General features: G+C 70.6%; 21 protein-coding genes. 14 read left to right on the top strand and 7 right to left on the bottom strand.

All coding sequences use genetic code 11. From position 1 onward, the window contains the following. Nucleotides 1-92: 92 nt before the first annotated feature. From cobT to IEX18_RS08510, 5 genes are all read right to left on the bottom strand, one after another. A complete protein-coding gene (cobT, locus tag IEX18_RS08490) occupies nucleotides 93-1,913 on the bottom strand; it encodes a cobaltochelatase subunit CobT (RefSeq protein ID WP_188658282.1) in 1,821 nt (606 codons plus the stop codon). Next, the gene (locus IEX18_RS08495) at nucleotides 1,913-2,299 is read right to left on the bottom strand and encodes a type II toxin-antitoxin system VapC family toxin (RefSeq protein WP_188658283.1); all 387 of its coding nucleotides are present in this window, start codon (nucleotides 2,297-2,299) and stop codon (nucleotides 1,913-1,915) included. Before IEX18_RS08495 ends, cobT begins: the two co-directional genes overlap by 1 nt. Continuing rightward, a complete protein-coding gene (locus IEX18_RS08500) occupies nucleotides 2,300-2,578 on the bottom strand; it encodes a type II toxin-antitoxin system Phd/YefM family antitoxin (RefSeq protein WP_188658284.1) in 279 nt (92 codons plus the stop codon). It lies immediately after the preceding gene. Nucleotides 2,579-2,623: 45 nt separating this feature from the next. Next, entirely contained in the window at nucleotides 2,624-3,625 is a 1,002-nt protein-coding gene (gene cobS / locus IEX18_RS08505) for a cobaltochelatase subunit CobS (RefSeq protein ID WP_188658285.1), read from the bottom strand. A 62-nt stretch (nucleotides 3,626-3,687) separates the two neighbouring features. Then, nucleotides 3,688-4,362 (bottom strand): winged helix-turn-helix transcriptional regulator, encoded by a 675-nt coding sequence (locus IEX18_RS08510; RefSeq protein ID WP_188658286.1) that lies wholly within the window; start codon nucleotides 4,360-4,362, stop codon nucleotides 3,688-3,690. 75 nt (nucleotides 4,363-4,437) lie between these two features. Here IEX18_RS08510 and IEX18_RS08515 point away from each other — a divergent pair, with 75 nt between their 5' ends. The 7 genes from IEX18_RS08515 to IEX18_RS08540 all read left to right on the top strand — a co-directional run bounded on the left by IEX18_RS08515 (nucleotide 4,438) and on the right by IEX18_RS08540 (nucleotide 8,137). Beyond that, nucleotides 4,438-4,851, top strand: coding sequence for a VOC family protein (locus IEX18_RS08515; RefSeq protein ID WP_308419339.1), 414 nt, complete (start codon nucleotides 4,438-4,440; stop codon nucleotides 4,849-4,851). Continuing rightward, nucleotides 4,848-5,534, top strand: a complete 687-nt coding sequence (locus tag IEX18_RS08520) for a glutathione S-transferase family protein (RefSeq protein ID WP_188658288.1) — start codon at nucleotides 4,848-4,850, stop codon at nucleotides 5,532-5,534. The genes IEX18_RS08515 and IEX18_RS08520 overlap by 4 nt, the downstream gene beginning before the upstream one ends. Beyond that, nucleotides 5,531-6,244 (top strand): DUF1428 domain-containing protein, encoded by a 714-nt coding sequence (locus IEX18_RS08525; protein WP_188658289.1) that lies wholly within the window; start codon nucleotides 5,531-5,533, stop codon nucleotides 6,242-6,244. The genes IEX18_RS08520 and IEX18_RS08525 overlap by 4 nt, the downstream gene beginning before the upstream one ends. A 152-nt stretch (nucleotides 6,245-6,396) precedes the next feature. Further along, nucleotides 6,397-7,077, top strand: coding sequence for a VOC family protein (locus IEX18_RS08530; RefSeq protein WP_229664455.1), 681 nt, complete (start codon nucleotides 6,397-6,399; stop codon nucleotides 7,075-7,077). Continuing rightward, nucleotides 7,023-7,181 carry a VOC family protein gene (locus tag IEX18_RS18590; RefSeq protein ID WP_229664456.1) on the top strand — a complete coding sequence of 53 codons (159 nt, stop codon included), beginning with the start codon at nucleotides 7,023-7,025 and terminating at the stop codon, nucleotides 7,179-7,181. The genes IEX18_RS08530 and IEX18_RS18590 overlap by 55 nt, the downstream gene beginning before the upstream one ends. Before the next feature lie 3 nt (nucleotides 7,182-7,184). Continuing rightward, a complete protein-coding gene (locus IEX18_RS08535; protein WP_188658290.1) occupies nucleotides 7,185-7,673 on the top strand; it encodes a VOC family protein in 489 nt (162 codons plus the stop codon). After that, the gene (locus IEX18_RS08540) at nucleotides 7,670-8,137 is read left to right on the top strand and encodes an SRPBCC family protein (RefSeq protein ID WP_188658291.1); all 468 of its coding nucleotides are present in this window, start codon (nucleotides 7,670-7,672) and stop codon (nucleotides 8,135-8,137) included. Before IEX18_RS08535 ends, IEX18_RS08540 begins: the two co-directional genes overlap by 4 nt. Before the next feature lie 171 nt (nucleotides 8,138-8,308). Here IEX18_RS08540 and IEX18_RS08545 read toward each other — a convergent pair whose 3' ends face one another. Continuing rightward, nucleotides 8,309-8,860 carry a J domain-containing protein gene (locus IEX18_RS08545; RefSeq protein ID WP_188658660.1) on the bottom strand — a complete coding sequence of 184 codons (552 nt, stop codon included), beginning with the start codon at nucleotides 8,858-8,860 and terminating at the stop codon, nucleotides 8,309-8,311. A 94-nt stretch (nucleotides 8,861-8,954) separates the two neighbouring features. Between IEX18_RS08545 and IEX18_RS08550 the strand changes: the two genes are divergently transcribed. The 4 genes from IEX18_RS08550 to IEX18_RS08565 are packed head-to-tail and all read left to right on the top strand — an operon-like array spanning nucleotide 8,955 to nucleotide 11,266. Next, nucleotides 8,955-9,242: a BolA family protein gene (locus IEX18_RS08550; RefSeq protein ID WP_188658292.1), complete on the top strand. Its 288-nt coding sequence runs from the start codon at nucleotides 8,955-8,957 to the stop codon at nucleotides 9,240-9,242. A 1-nt stretch (nucleotide 9,243) separates the two neighbouring features. Further along, the gene (locus IEX18_RS08555; RefSeq protein ID WP_188658293.1) at nucleotides 9,244-9,951 is read left to right on the top strand and encodes a glutathione S-transferase; all 708 of its coding nucleotides are present in this window, start codon (nucleotides 9,244-9,246) and stop codon (nucleotides 9,949-9,951) included. After that, nucleotides 9,948-10,400, top strand: a complete 453-nt coding sequence (locus IEX18_RS08560; protein WP_188658294.1) for an NUDIX hydrolase — start codon at nucleotides 9,948-9,950, stop codon at nucleotides 10,398-10,400. The genes IEX18_RS08555 and IEX18_RS08560 overlap by 4 nt, the downstream gene beginning before the upstream one ends. After that, nucleotides 10,391-11,266: an alpha/beta fold hydrolase gene (locus IEX18_RS08565; protein WP_188658295.1), complete on the top strand. Its 876-nt coding sequence runs from the start codon at nucleotides 10,391-10,393 to the stop codon at nucleotides 11,264-11,266. Before IEX18_RS08560 ends, IEX18_RS08565 begins: the two co-directional genes overlap by 10 nt. Nucleotides 11,267-11,404: 138 nt before the next feature. Here IEX18_RS08565 and IEX18_RS08570 read toward each other — a convergent pair whose 3' ends face one another. After that, the gene (locus tag IEX18_RS08570) at nucleotides 11,405-12,508 is read right to left on the bottom strand and encodes a DUF2332 domain-containing protein (protein WP_188658296.1); all 1,104 of its coding nucleotides are present in this window, start codon (nucleotides 12,506-12,508) and stop codon (nucleotides 11,405-11,407) included. Nucleotides 12,509-12,564: 56 nt separating this feature from the next. Between IEX18_RS08570 and hisG the strand changes: the two genes are divergently transcribed. The 3 genes from hisG to IEX18_RS08585 are packed head-to-tail and all read left to right on the top strand — an operon-like array spanning nucleotide 12,565 to nucleotide 14,800. Further along, a complete protein-coding gene (gene hisG / locus IEX18_RS08575) occupies nucleotides 12,565-13,230 on the top strand; it encodes an ATP phosphoribosyltransferase (RefSeq protein WP_188658297.1) in 666 nt (221 codons plus the stop codon). After that, nucleotides 13,227-14,522: a histidinol dehydrogenase gene (hisD, locus tag IEX18_RS08580; RefSeq protein WP_188658298.1), complete on the top strand. Its 1,296-nt coding sequence runs from the start codon at nucleotides 13,227-13,229 to the stop codon at nucleotides 14,520-14,522. Before hisG ends, hisD begins: the two co-directional genes overlap by 4 nt. Further along, entirely contained in the window at nucleotides 14,519-14,800 is a 282-nt protein-coding gene (locus tag IEX18_RS08585) for a ribbon-helix-helix domain-containing protein (RefSeq protein ID WP_188658661.1), read from the top strand. The genes hisD and IEX18_RS08585 overlap by 4 nt, the downstream gene beginning before the upstream one ends.

The following is a 14,800-nucleotide window of genomic DNA, read 5'->3' on the forward strand; positions in this document are numbered from 1 at the left end:
AGCGACTCGCCTGCGGACACGCCCCACCCTCGTCCCCTCCCCCGAAAGGGAGGGGAGCAGCAAACCGAAACCTCTGTCCGAACTCCCGCCGTCTACTCCTGCTCGAACAGGCTCGCCAACTGCTCCATGATCGTGCCGCCCAGCTGCTCGGCGTCCATGATCGTCACCGCCCGCGCATAGTAGCGCGTCACGTCGTGGCCGATGCCGATCGCGATCAGCTCGACCGGGCTACGCTGCTCGATCCAGCCGATCACCTGGCGCAGGTGACGCTCCAGATAGCTGCCGGAATTGACCGACAGGGTCGAGTCGTCGACCGGCGCGCCGTCGCTGATGACCATCAGGATGCGCCGCTCCTCGGGCCGCGCGATCAGCCGGTTGTGCGCCCAGAGCAGCGCCTCGCCGTCGATATTCTCCTTCAGCAGCCCTTCGCGCATCATGAGCCCGAGATTCTGCCGCGCGCGCCGCCACGGTTCGTCCGCCTGTTTGTAGACGATGTGGCGGATGTCGTTGAGCCGGCCGGGCTGTTGCGGCCGACCCGCCGCCAGCCACGTCTCGCGGCTCTGCCCGCCCTTCCACGCGCGGGTAGTGAAGCCCAGGATCTCCGTCTTCACCCCGCACCGCTCGAGCGTGCGCGCGAGGATGTCGGCGCTGATCGCGGCGATCGAGATGGGCCGGCCGCGCATCGAGCCCGAATTGTCGATCAGCAGCGTGACGACCGTATCGCGGAAATCGGTGTCCCGCTCGACCTTGTAGGACAGCGACTGGCCGGGGCTGACGATCACGCGCGCCAGCCGGGCGGCGTCGAGCAGCCCTTCTTCCTGGTCGAAGTCCCAAGACCGGTTCTGCTGCGCCATCAGCCGGCGCTGGAGCCGGTTGGCCAGTTTCGACACCGCCGATTGCAGATGCGCCAGCTGCTGGTCGAGATAGCCGCGCAGCCGCGCCAGCTCGTCGGCGTCGCACAGGTCGGTGGCGGTCACCACCTCGTCGAACTGGGTCGTCCACGGCTTGTAGTCGAACTGCGGCGACAGGTCGTCGCGCGGCCGCGGCGGGCGGACCGGCTGCATCCCCTCGTCGCCCTCGTCGCCGGGCTCGCCGTCCATGTCGCTGTCGGCGTCCTGGTCGAACTCCTCGCCCTCGCCCTGCTCGTCCTCGCTGCGCCGCTCCTCGCCGCGCGCCTCGACCTCGCCCTCCGCCGCGCCGCCTTCGGCCGCGTCGTCGCTCTCGCCTTCGCTGCCTTCGTCCTCGGCGGCATCCTCCTCGCCGCCCTCGTCGGTCTCGTCGGGCTGCTGCTCGCCCTCGACCAGCTCGAGCTCGGCGAGCATCTTGGCGGCCAGCGACTGGAAGGCGCGCTGGTCGTCGAGCGCCAGCGCCAGCGCCGAGAGGTCCGTCCGCTGCGCCACCCAGTCGCGCACCAGCGACAGCCCCGCCTCCGCCGCCTGTGGCGACGCGCGCCCGGTCAGCGCCTCGCGCGCGAGCAGGCCGAGCGCGGTCGACAGCGGCACCTCCGCCCGGTTGCGCGCCCGCGCGATCGGATCCGTTTTCGTGCGCACCTCCAGCGCCTGCGCCAGATTGTCGCCGATCCCGGCATAGCCGCGGCTGCCCAGCGCCTCGACCCGCGCCGTCTCGACCGCGTCATAGACGGCGCGCGCCACCGGATCGACCGGCGCCGCGCGCTGGTGGAGCACCGCATCGTGGAGCCGCAGCCGCAACGCGAAGCCGTCGGCGAAGCCCCGCGCCTCCGCCACCTGCTCGGCGGGCAGGGTGCGCGCCGGCATCGGCACCTTCAGATGCTTGCCCGACTGCGCCGGCGCGTCGGCACTATAGGCCAGCTCCACCTCCGGCTCGTCCGCCAGCGCCCGCGCCGTGCCGCCGAGCACCGCCTTGAACCGGTCGAGAGGGGTGTCATTCGCCATTACCAAAGCACCTTGCAGCCGAATGCCGCCAATTCCGCATCGTTGGTCAGCACCGTCATGTCCTCGACCAGCGCCTGTCCCGCAAGCAGGCGGTCGAAGGGATCGCGGTGCGGGCCGGGAAGATAACCGGCGCGCATCGCGTGGGATGCGCCGATGTCGAGCATGGTGAACCCATCTGCCCGGATCATCGCCCAGAACCGATCGTCGAAGCCCGGCAGGTCGGCCAGCTTACCGATCCTGATCTTGTTCGCGATTTCCCATACACTGACCGCGCTGACATGGACCGGCATATCCTCTTGCTCGATCGCGTGCCGCGCCGCGTCGCCCAGATTTGCGGCGCCGCTCCACCAGCGGATCAAGGCGACCGTGTCGAGGAGATAGGCCAATCAGCGCCGCTCCGCCTCGGGGCGGTCATCGATAAAGGTCAGTTCTTCGTCCGATAGAGGCCTGGACCAGACGGAGTCGGGGATGGCTGAAAGTTCAGGCCACCGACCGGGAATCCGCCGGCGCTTCGCCGCCGGTTCGATCGGCATCAGCCGCGCCCACGGCTCGCCGTCCTTGGCCACGATGATCTCCTCGCCCGCATGGGCGCGATCGATCAGGCGCGAGAACTGCGTCTTCGCCTCATGGACGTTGAACGTCTTCTGCGGATCAGCCTCGGCCATCAGCGGCTCCTTTGGTGGACTAACTAGCTTGGTCCATCCTCGTCCTCAACCCGCCGCCACGCTCTCCGGCAGGTCCTTGCCGAACACGCGCTGGTAATACTCCGCCACCAGCGGCCGCTCCGCCTCGTCGCACTTGTTGAGGAACGACAGGCGGAAGGCGAAGCCGACATCGCCGAAGATCAGCGTGTTCTGCGCCCAGGTGATCACCGTACGCGGGCTCATCACGGTCGAGATATCGCCGTTGATGAAGCCCTTGCGCGTCAGGTCGGCGACGCGGACCATCGCGTCGACGGTCTTCTTGCCATCGGGCTTGTCATATTCGCCCGACTTGGCGAGCACGATCCGCGCCTCGACCGCGGCGGGCAGATAGTTGAGCGTAACGACGATGTTCCACCGGTCCATCTGGCCCTGGTTGATCTGCTGCGTGCCGTGATACAGCCCGCTCGTGTCGCCCAGGCCCACGGTGTTGGCGGTCGCGAACAGGCGGAACCACGGGCTCGGCCGGATCACGCGGTTCTGGTCGAGCAGCGTCAGCTTGCCCTCCGTCTCCAGCACGCGCTGGATCACGAACATCACGTCGGGGCGGCCGGCGTCATATTCGTCGAAGACCAGCGCGGTCGGCGTCTGGAGCGCCCAGGGCAGCAGCCCCTCGCGAAACTCGGTCACCTGCTGGCCGTCGCGCAGCACGATCGCGTCGCGGCCGATCAAATCGATGCGGCTGATATGCGCATCGAGATTGATGCGGATGCACGGCCAGTTCAGCCGTGCCGCGACCTGCTCGATATGGGTCGACTTGCCGGTGCCGTGATAGCCCTGCACCATCACGCGCCGATTGTGCGCAAAGCCCGCCAGCACCGCCAGCGTCGTATCGCGATCGAAGACGTACGCCGGGTCGAGGTCGGGCACCCGCTCGTCCGCTTCCGAAAAGGCGGGGACCTGCATGTCGATATCGATGTCGAACAGCTCGCGCACGCCGACCATCTTGTCGGGCGCGTCGAGGATCGTGGTTTCGCGGCTGTCGGGCTGGGTGTTGGGAATGTCGGTCATGGCTCGCCTTCGGAACTCGCCCAACGCCTTAGGATAGCGGCCGGGCGCACATCAACCGTCGATCAGGCGATCTTCTCCGGCAGGCGGAACAGGTCGACGAAGCGGCGGGCGACTTCGGGGTCGCCGCGCAGGCCCAGCAGACCCTCCGCGTCGAGGCCCTGCTTGCCGTAGATCGTTCGGCGCATCGCCATGGTATCGCCCGAAAAGACGGTGTCGGCGACCGGCTCTTCCACGCGCGCGATCGTCATGTCGCCTTCCGCGATCCGCAGCAGGAAGCCGTCATCGGGAAAGCGGAAGCCGATCGTCGCGCGCCAGTCCGCCAGCCCCGCACGATCGACGAGCGCCAGCAGCGACTGCATCGCCGAGGCGGTCGACATGAAGGCGAAGGGATCGTGGCGGCGCGAGCGGGCGGCCCAGCGCCCCATCACCTGCACGATCGGCTCCGCCTCATAACCCCAGCGGGTCAGCTCGTAGACCGGCACGTTGGCCGGGTGCGCCAGCTTGCGGCGAATGAGGATTCCGGCCGCCTCCATCGCCTCCAGCCGCTGAGTCAGCACGTTGGCGCTGATCCCCGGCAGGTTCGCCTTGATCGCCCCGAAGCGGCGCGGCCCGAACATCAGCTCGCGCAGCACCAGCATCGACCATCGCTCGCCCAGGAACTCCAGCGCCAGAGCCGTACCGCAGGCATCGTCATAGCGTCGCTTCGTCGTACCCTCGGTTACTTTTTCTAACTTCATGGTTGCAATCAATAACCTGTCGGAGCATCCCATGCAAATACCGAGTCGCAAGGGAGAGGGTGCGCCGTGGCCAAGATGATCTTCGTGAACCTGCCGGTGACCGACGTCGACCGCGCCGCCGCCTTCTACGCGGCGATCGGCTTCGAGAAGAACGCGATGTTCTCCAATGATCGCGCCTCGGCGATGGTCTGGTCGGACACGATCCACGTCATGCTGCTGGCCCATGATTTCTACGCGACCTTCACCCCCAAGCCGATCGCCGATCCGCATGCGGTCAGCGCGGTGCTGATCGCGCTGGCGCTCGACAGCCGGGCCGAGGTGGATGGGATCACCGAGGCGGCGATCGCGGCCGGTGGGCGCGAGGCGCATCCGGCGGAGGATCACGGCTATATGTACAGCCGCGCCTTCGAGGATCCGGACGGCCACGGCTTCGGCCCCTTCTACATGGACATGGCGGCGGCGAGCATCGCGATGGGAGCGGAGGCATGACAGCGGTCATCACCGCCTTCGACTGGGTGCCGCCCTTCGCCCGCGGGCAGGTGCGCGACCTGCGCGTCCGCTGGGCGCTGGAAGAGGCCGGCCAGCCCTATGACGTGCGCTATCTCGCGCAGGGCGAGCAGAAGGCGGACGGGCACCGCGCGCTCCAGCCCTTCGGCCAGGTGCCGACCTATGAGGAGGATGGGCTGGTCCTGTTCGAATCGGGAGCGATCGTGTGGCACATCGCGGAACGCCATCCGGGCACGCTGCTGCCGGAGGACACCGCGGCGCGCGCCCGGGCGATCGAGTGGATGTTCGCCGCGCTCAATTCGGTCGAGCCGCCGCTGATGGACCGTTCGATCGCGACCATCTTCGAGCGCGACCGCCCCTGGTCGGCGCCGCGCCTGCCCGCGATCGAGCAGCGCGCAACAGCCCGGCTTGCCGACCTGTCGCAGCGGCTCGGCGAGCGGACATGGCTGGACGGTGAGGCATTCACCGCCGGCGACCTGCTGATGATCTCCGTCCTGCGCATCGCCGCGGGCAGCGGTCTGGTGGAGGCGCATCCGAACCTCGCCGCCTATGTCGCGCGTGGCGAGGCGCGGCCCGCCTTCGGCCGGGCACTGGCGGCGCAGCTGGCGGGCTTCACCGGCGAGCCGCCGGCCGCATGGACCCAGCGAAAGGAGCGCGCAGCATGACCTATGTCGAGGGGTTCCTGACACCGGTACCGTCCGCCGCCCGGGACGCCTATCGCGCCCATGCCGAACGCGCCGCGCCGCTGCTCAAGGCGTTCGGCGTCGCCCGGATTGTCGAGAGTTGGGGCGAGGACGTGCCGCGCGGCACGCTCAACGACCTGTGGGGCGCGGTCGCCGCCGAGGAGGGCGAGGCGGTCGTCTTCAGCTGGTTCGAATATCCCGATCGTGCCGCGCGCGATGCGACCAATGCGAAGATCATGAGCGATCCGCGCATGGAAGCGCTGATGGCCGACATGCCCTTCGATGCGCGGCGGATGGTCTATGGCGGCTTCGACGGGGTGCATGAGACGGGATCGTTGGGTGGAGCCGGCTTTATCGACGGCGTGCTGATGCCGATCCGCGGGGGCCGCGCTGCCTATGCGGATCATGCCGCCCTGCTCGCACCGGTGTTCCTCGATCATGGCGCGGTGCGGGTGGTCGATGCGCTCGCCGATGACGTGCAGCCCGGCGTGGTGACCGACTTCCCGCGCGCGGTGCGGCTGGAGGGCGAGGAAGCGGTCGGCTTCGGCTGGGTCGAATGGCCCGACAAGGCGGCGCGCGACGCCGGCTGGAACGCGATCATGGCCGACCCCCGCATGGCCGATGCCGCACCGCCGCCCTGGGATGGCAAGCGGATGATCTTCGGCGGCTTTTCCGTCATTCTCGACCGGTAACCGCCCGAGTCGACGGGCTAAACCAACATCGCCCCTTCGTGCTGAGCGAAGTCGAAGCACAGGCGAGTCTCAGGCCCTTCGACTGCGCTCAGGGCGAGCGGATAGAGCTTTGGTCAAATTCAAGTCGTCATTCTCAAGAGGGGAGGAACATCATGACCGTTCGTGACGGCCAGCCTGTCTGGTTCGAGCTGACCACCGAAGATCCCGCTGCGGCGGCCGACTTCTACGCCGCGATCGCCGGCTGGCGCATCGCGTCCTCGCCCGTGGCCGAACATGGCGGGTACCGGATCGCCGAGGCCGGGGCGGGCACGGGCGCGGTGGCGGGGATCATGGCGCCCCCGCCCGGCGGCGGCTTTCCGGGCTGGTCGGTCTATTTCGCGAGCCGCGACGTCGATGCCGCGGCCGAGCGGGTGACCGCCCTGGGCGGGCGCTTGCTGTTCGGGCCGATGGACATTCCGCAGGTCGGCCGCTTCGCCACCGTCGCCGATCCGCAAGGGGTACCATTCACCCTGATGAGCGGCGACAGCGCCGAATCCCCCACTGCCTTCCGCCTGGACCCCGGCGCGGTCGGCCATGGGGTGTGGACCGAACTGGCCAGCCCCGATCCCGACGCCGCCTTCGCCTTCTACGGCGCGCTGTTCGGGTGGGAGAAGGCCGGGGCGATGCCGATGGGCGACATGGGCGAATACGCCTTTATCGGCGATGGCGAGGCGCGACCCGGCGCGGTCATGTCGAGCACGCTCAGCGGCGCCCCCGCCTGTGGAAATGGTATGTGCAGGTGGCGGATATCGATGCCGCGCTGGCGGCGACGACCGCCCATGGCGGCACCGTGATCTGGGGACCGGGCGAGATCCCGGGCGGCAGCTACTCGGCGCTGATCCTCGACCCGGCCGGCCACAATATCGGCCTGGTCGGGCCGCGCGCGGCGGGGGCCTGAGCGATGGATGCGCGCATCACCCCCTGCATCTGCTATGACGGCGCGGCGGAGGAGGCGGCGCGCTTCTACGCCGCGACCTTCCCCGACAGCCGGGTCGACCGCGTTACCCATGCCCCCGGCGACTATCCGGCGGGCGAGAAGGGCGCGGTGCTGACCGTCGAGTTCACCGTCTGCGGCCTGCCGATGCTCGCCCTCAACGCCGGCCCGCAGTTCGCGCCGACCGACACCGTCTCCTTCCAGATCCACACCCAGGATCAGGCGGAGACCGACCGGCTCTGGGATGCGATCGTCGGCGATGGCGGCAGCGAGATGGCGTGCAGCTGGTGCAAGGACCGCTGGGGCGTCGCCTGGCAGATCGTGCCGCGGCAGCTGACCGAGGCGTTGCGCCACCCCGATCCCGCCGCCGCGGCGCGCGCCTTCCAGGCGATGATGGGGATGCGCAGGATCGACATCGCCGCGATCGAGGCGGCGGTACGGGGAGAGACGGAATGAGCGGAACGGCAGCCCACGAACTTTCGGTCACCCGGCTGATCGACGCGCCCGTCGCGGCGGTCTGGCGCGCCTGGACCGAGCATCTCGGCGAATGGTTCTGCCCGGTGCCGTGGCGGGCCGAGGTGTCGGTGATGGAACTCCATCCCGGCGGCCGCTCGGCGATGACCATGTATGGCCCTAACGGCGAGTCGATGCCGCTCGAGGGCGTCTATCTGGAGGTGGTGCCGCAACGCCGCATCGTCTCCACCGACGCCTTCACCGCGGGGTGGATGCCGGCCGGGCCGATGATGGTGCGGATCGACGAATTCGCCGAGGAGGACGGCCGCACCCGCTACACCGCCACGGCCCGCCACTGGACCGCCGAGGCGAAGGCGCAGCACGAGGCGATGGGCTTCGAGGCCGGCTGGACGACGTCGGCGGCGCAGCTGGCCTCCGTGGCGGAGCGGCTGGCTAAGTCAGATTAGGACTTTCTCTTACTGCCTCCCCGGCGAAGGCCGGGGCCTCCGCACCAACCCTCCGTCATCCCCGCGAAGGCGGGGATCCAGACGCGCGGAAGCCTGCCGCATCATTCGCAAAGGTCAGAGGTTCTGGATCCCCGCCTGCGCGGGGATGACGGGAAGAGTGGCCGAGTCGATTCACGCGAACGCCGGCGCCCCGCGCAGCGCCTGATAGGCCGCAATCACCGATTGCAGCTTCGACTCGTGGCTCCGGTCCCCGCCGTTGCGATCGGGATGGTACTTCCGCACCAGCTCCGAATAGCGCTTCCGCAGCGCCGAGCGATCCGCGTCCGCCGGCAGCCCCAGCAGCTTCAGGTTCGCCCGGTCCTGCCCCGACAGCGGCTTGCCGTCCGGCCGGTCCGCCGCCGGCTCGCGGCGGAAGCGGGCGGCGATCGCGTCGAGCGGGTCGGCGAAATCGGCCCAGCGCGGCCCCTGCCCGCCGCCGCCCGCACGGGAGAAGGCGCGCGTCTCGCTCTCCCAGCCGGCCAGCGGCCGCTGCGCATGATGGATCTCCTCGGCGGTCATGCCGTCGAAGAAATTATAGCCCGCGTTGAAGGCGCGGACATGCTCCAGGCACATCCAGCGGAAATTGGGCGGTCCCCCGTCGGACGCGCCCTCCAGCGGCGGCGCGCGGAACTCGCCCGGCTCGGCGCAACCCGGATGCGCGCAGATCCGCCCGTTCGCCTCCATCCGGCCGTGAAAGCGCTGGCCGGGGCGCTCCTTCCTCTCCGATTGACGTGCCACGCAGTTTTCCGAACGATCCCAAACCGCCTATATAGGCGCGATGTCCGCCCCTTCCACCGAGCCGCTCGACCTGGTGATCGCCGCCCGCCTGCGCGACGCCCTTTCCCCCACCCGCCTGTCGGTCTCCAACGACAGCGCCCAGCATCGCGGCCATCTGGGCGATGACGGGACCGGCGAGACGCACTTCTCGGTCGATGTCGAAAGCGCCGCCTTTGCCGGCCAGTCGCGCGTCGCGCGGCAGCGGCTGGTGAACCGGGCGCTCGCCGATCTGTTGGAGACGCGGATCCACGCGCTCGCCATCCGCGCCCGCGCGCCGGGAGAGGAATAGCATGGCCTACGACCTGTGGTACTGGCCCGGCATCCAGGGGCGGGGCGAGTTCGTCCGGCTGGCGCTGGAGGGCGCCGGAATCGCCTATCGCGACCGCGCGCGAGAGGACGGGGCCGAGGCGATGCTCGACGACATGGAGGCGCGCGGCGCGCTCCGTCCCTTCGCCCCGCCCTATCTGGCGCTCGACGGGACCGCGATCGCGCAGGTCGCCAACATCCTGATGTACCTGGGCGAGCGGCACGATCTCGCCCCCTCCGCCATGGCCGGGCGGCTGCGGCTCAACCAGTTGCAGCTGACCATCGCCGACATGGTCGCCGAGGTGCACAACGTCCACCACCCGGTCGCGACCGGCGCCTATTACGCCGATCAGAAGCCGGAGGCCGCCCGCGCCGCCGCCCAGTTCCGCGAAGAGCGGATGCCCAAATTCCTGTCGCATTTCGAAGCCGCGCTGACCGCTCAGGAGGGCGACTGGCTGATCGACCATCGCTGGTCCTATGGCGACACGTCGCTGTTCCAGCTGGTCGAGGGGCTGCGCTACATGTTCCCGCAGCGGATGGCGGCGCTGGAGCCGCGCTATCCCGCCCTGATCGCGCTGCACGACCGGGTCGCCGAGCTGCCCGGCATCCGCGCCTATCTCAAGAGCGAGCGTCGCCTGCCCTTCAACGAGGACGGCATCTTCCGCCACTATCCGGAGCTCGACGCCGCATGACCGCCGCCACCGCGCTCCAGCCGCGCCCGGCGGCGCGCATCCTGCTGGTCGACCGCGACGGGCGGGTGCTGCTGATGCGCTTCACCCCCTCCGACCGCCCGCCGCTCTGGTGCACGCCCGGCGGCGCGGTCGATCCGGGCGAGAGCTACGAAGCGGCCGCCGCGCGCGAGCTGTGGGAGGAGACGGGCCTCATCCTCGATTGCGGCCCGCAGGTGGCGCGGCGGCAGGCGCAGTTCACCACCTTCGAGGGGGTCGAGGTCGATGCCGACGAACGCTATTTCCGCATCGACATGGACGCCTGCGACATCGCCGCGGGCGCGCTGACCGAGCTGGAGCGCCGCGTGCTGCACAGCTGGCGCTGGTTCGCGCCCGCGGAGCTGGCCGACTGGCCGGAGGCGATCTTCCCCGCCGATCTGGCGCAGATGCTGGAGGATACGCGATGCCGCTGACCCGTCTGTCGCTGTCCACGGGCGTCGACCTCGACGTCGAGCTGGCCGGCCCGGAGGATGCGCCCGCGGTCATCCTGCTCCACGGCTTCCCCGAATCGCACCGGACGTGGCGGCACATCGTCCCCGACCTCGCGCGCGACCATCGCGTCGTCGCGCCCGACCAGCGCGGCTATGCGCGCTCCTCCAAGCCGGCGGCGGTCGAGGACTATGCGCCCGACCGGATCGTCGCCGACCTGATCGCGCTCGCCGATGCGCTGGGGATCGACCGGTTCACGCTGGTCGGCCACGACTGGGGTGGCGCGGTGGCATGGACCGCGGCGCTGAGCCGGCCCGACCGGGTCGAGCGGCTGGTGATCGTCAACGCGCCGCATCCGCTGGTCTTCCAGCGCTCGCTGTTCGACGATCCGGCCCAGCGCGCGGCGAGCCAGTATATCACCCGCTTCCGCGACACCGGGATCGACGCCGGGCTGACCGGGCGCGGACTCGAACGCTTCTTCGCCTCCACCTTCGTCCAGCACGTCACCAGCGCGATCGCGGGCGAGGACAAGGCCGCCTATCTCGACGAATGGAGCCAGCCCGGCGCGATGACGGCGATGCTCAACTGGTATCGCGCCAGCCGCATCATCGTCCCCGCCCCCGACGAAACCCCGCCCCGCCCCGCCTTTCTCGACGCGCCCTTCCCGCCGGTCACGCAGACAACGCTGGTGGTCTGGGGCACGGACGACAAGGCGCTGCTGCCGGTGCAGCTGGAGGGGCTGGATGCGCTGGTGCCGGACCTGACGGTCGAGCGGATCGCCGGCGGCCATTTCGTGCCGTGGCAGGAGCCGGCGGCGGTGCTGGCGGCGATGCGGCGCTGGGGGATTTGAGGCTGATCCACTTGGCTAGAACCGTCGCCCCAGCGCAGGCTGGGGCCTTTTGCGACTCCTGCCTCGCGCCCTAACCGGGAGATCCCAGCCTGCGCTGGGATGACGCCGGTTCGAATTCGGTGGATCACGGACTAGCCGTCACCCCACCCCCGCCCGCGCCGCATCGGGCAGCGCGATCCAGTCGCCCGCCCCCGCCGGCGCGCCCGGTTCGATCCAGGCGCCATGCGCATGGGCGCTCGCCACGACCTGCCACGCATCCTCGCCTGGCCAGCAGCGGACCCGCACCAGCATCTGCGCGGTCGCGCGATCGGGCTCCATCACCACCCAGGCGAGCGGGCGATCCGCCGTCGCCGCCGCGCCCGCGCGCGCCATCGCCGCCCGGATCCGGTCGGCACTCTCCCGCGGCAGATATTGCCAGACGACCGAGTGCATCAGCACCCGCGTCACGCCCGCCGGCTGCGGCTCGGCGAGGCGTGCCTCGACCCAGTCGGCGGCATCCGCCGCGTCCAGCCGCACGCCCCGCTCCCGCAGCATCGCGACCGCGGCGCGCAGGCGCGCCATCCGCTCGGGCGCCTCGGCCCAGACATAGGCGGTCAGCCGCGCCTCGACCGCCGGATCGGTGGCGTCGAGCGGGCGGATATCGCAGCCGCGCACCGACACGATCTCCAGCGGCACCGCCGCCGGCGCGGCCCCGCGCCATGCGGGCCGCAGCGTCACCGGCGCGTTCGCCGGCCCCAGCAATGTCCCGCCCAGATCGAAGCGATAGCGGTCGATCAGCAGGTTCAGCCCCGCACTCGACCCGATCTCCAGCAGCTCCAGCTTCGGGCCGAGCGCGCGCGCCACCTCCATCAGCCCGGTCATCAGCGCCGCCGACCGACCCGGCTCGTTGGTCTGGGGCGGGCCGTCCAGCCAGGGCAGCAGCGCCGCATTCTCGCGCACCAGCACGGCGTCGACGACCGCGGCGATCGCCTCCCGATCGTCGACCGACCCGTCGAACACCGCCGCCAGACCGGCGTCGCGCCCCGCCAGCACCAGTGCGTGCAGCCCGCCGACCAGCCGCAGCGGCAGCGCGTCGCGGGTCGGCTCGCCCGGCCAGTCGAGCACCCGCCGCCCCGTCTCGCTGACGCGGGTCAAGCCGTCGGCGATCGCGTCGCACAGATGCGCGTAGACGGGCGCATCCATCTGGCGGCAGTAATAGGCCTGGATGCGGAACGCCTCGCGATTGCCTGCCTCGTCCGCCATTCCTTGCCTCCTCCGCGCCGTTGCACCCCGAGCAACCGGGGATTAAGGCACCGCCCGTGTCCGCGCCACTGATCATCGCCGTGCCCAAGGGGCGTATCCTGTCCGAGGCGCTGCCGCTGCTCGCCGCGGCGGGCGTGCGGCCGGAGCCCGCCTTTTCGGACGAGGACAGCCGGGCGCTCCGCTTCGCCACCGACGTGCCGCAGATCGAGCTGATCCGCGTCCGCGCCTTCGACGTCGCGACCTTCGTCGCGCACGGCGCGGCGCAGCTGGGGATCGTCGGGTCGGACGTGCTGGCCGAGTTCGACTATTCGGAGCTCTATGCGCCGGTCGACCTCGCCATCGGCCATTGCCGCCTGTCGGTCGCCGAGCCGGTCGCGCTGGCCGAGCGCGACGATCCGCGCGGCTGGAGCCATGTGCGGGTCGCGACCAAATATCCGCACGTCACCGCCGCGCATTTCGCCCGGCGCGGCGTGCAGGCCGAATGCGTCAAGCTGAACGGCGCGATGGAGCTTGCGCCGACGCTGGGCCTCGCGCCGCGGATCGTCGACCTCGTCTCCTCGGGCCGCACGCTCAAGGAGAACGGGCTGGTCGAGGTCGAGCGGATCATGGACGTGACCAGCCGGCTGGTCGTCAACCGCGCGGCGATGAAGACCCGCGGCGACGTGGTGCCCCTGGTCGAGGCCTTCCGCCGCGCCGTCGCCGGGCGGCAGGCGGCGGCATGATCCGGCTGAACGCCGCGGCCGCCGGCTTTGCCGGGGCCTTCGCCGCGCTGGTCGATGCCCGCCGCGAATCCTCTGCGGACGTGACGCGCGACGTCGCCGCGATCATCGCCGAGGTGCGCGCGCGCGGCGCCGCGGCGGTCGAGGCGCTGACGCTGCGGCTCGACCGGCACGATCTGGCGACGACGGGCTGGGCGATCGACCGCGCCGACTGCGCCGCCGCCTATGACGCGCTGGAGCCGGGGCTGCGCACCGCGCTCGACCTCGCCGCCGCGCGTATCCGCGCCTATCACGAGAAGCAGCGGCCCGCCGACAGCGACTGGCGAGACGCGGCGGGCGTGCGGCTCGGTGCTCGGTGGCGGCCGGTGGATGCCGCGGGCCTCTATGTCCCGGGCGGCCGGGCCGCCTATCCTTCCTCGCTGCTGATGAATGCCATCCCCGCCAAGGTCGCCGGGGTCGAGCGGCTGGCGATGGTGACGCCGACCCCGGACGGGCAGATCAACCCGCTCGTCCTCGCCGCCGCGCATCTGGCCGGGGTGGACGAGGTGTGGCGCGTCGGCGGCGCACAGGCGGTCGCCGCGCTCGCCTATGGCGCAGGGCCGATCGCACCGGTGGACGTCGTCACCGGCCCCGGCAATGCCTGGGTCGCGGAGGCCAAGCGCCAGCTCTACGGCGTGGTCGGTATCGACATGGTGGCGGGGCCGTCGGAGATCGTCGTCGTCGCCGACGGCGCGAACGACCCCGAATGGATCGCCGCCGACCTGCTGAGCCAGGCCGAGCACGACGTCGTCACCCAGTCGATCCTGTTCACCGACGATGCCGGATTCGCCGATGCGGTCGCGGCGGCGGTGGAGCGGCAGCTGGGCACGCTCGCCACCGGATCGGTCGCGCGCGCGGCATGGGAGGCGAACGGCGCGATCGTCGTCGTGCCGTCGCTCGCGGAGGCGATGCCGCTGGTCGACCGCCTCGCCGCCGAGCATCTCCAGCTCGCGGTCGACGATCCCGATGCGCTGTTCGCGCGGGTGCGCCATGCCGGCAGCGTCTTCCTCGGCCGGCATACGCCGGAGGCGATCGGGGACTATGTCGCCGGCCCCAATCACGTCCTGCCCACCGGCCGGCGCGCGCGCTTCGCCAGCGGTCTGTCGGTGCTCGACTTCATGAAGCGGACCAGCTTCCTGGGACTGGACGAGACGGCGCTCGCCGAACTCGGCCCCGCGACGATCGCGCTGGCGGAGGCGGAGGGGCTGCCCGCCCATGCCCGCTCGGTCGCGCTGCGGCTCAGGACCAACCGCTGAGCGCGACGCGCGTCACCGCCCCGCCCGGCGGGTTCGAGGGGCCGGTCAAGCGCTCGATCACCATCGCCGGACACCAGACGTCGATCAGCCTCGAGCCGCTGTTCTGGAACGCGCTCGAGCGGGCGGCGGCGGAGCGCGTCCTCCCCCTGTCGGCGCTCGTCGCCCAGATCGACGCGCTGCGGATCGCCGAAGCGGAGCCTCCCAATCTCGCCAGCGCGCTGCGCAGCTGGCTGTTCGCGCAGTACATTTGCGACAATGATGCAAGTCGCTCGCAATAG

Source organism: Sphingomonas metalli, from assembly GCF_014641735.1.
Classification (GTDB): Bacteria; Pseudomonadota; Alphaproteobacteria; order Sphingomonadales; family Sphingomonadaceae; genus Sphingomonas; species Sphingomonas metalli.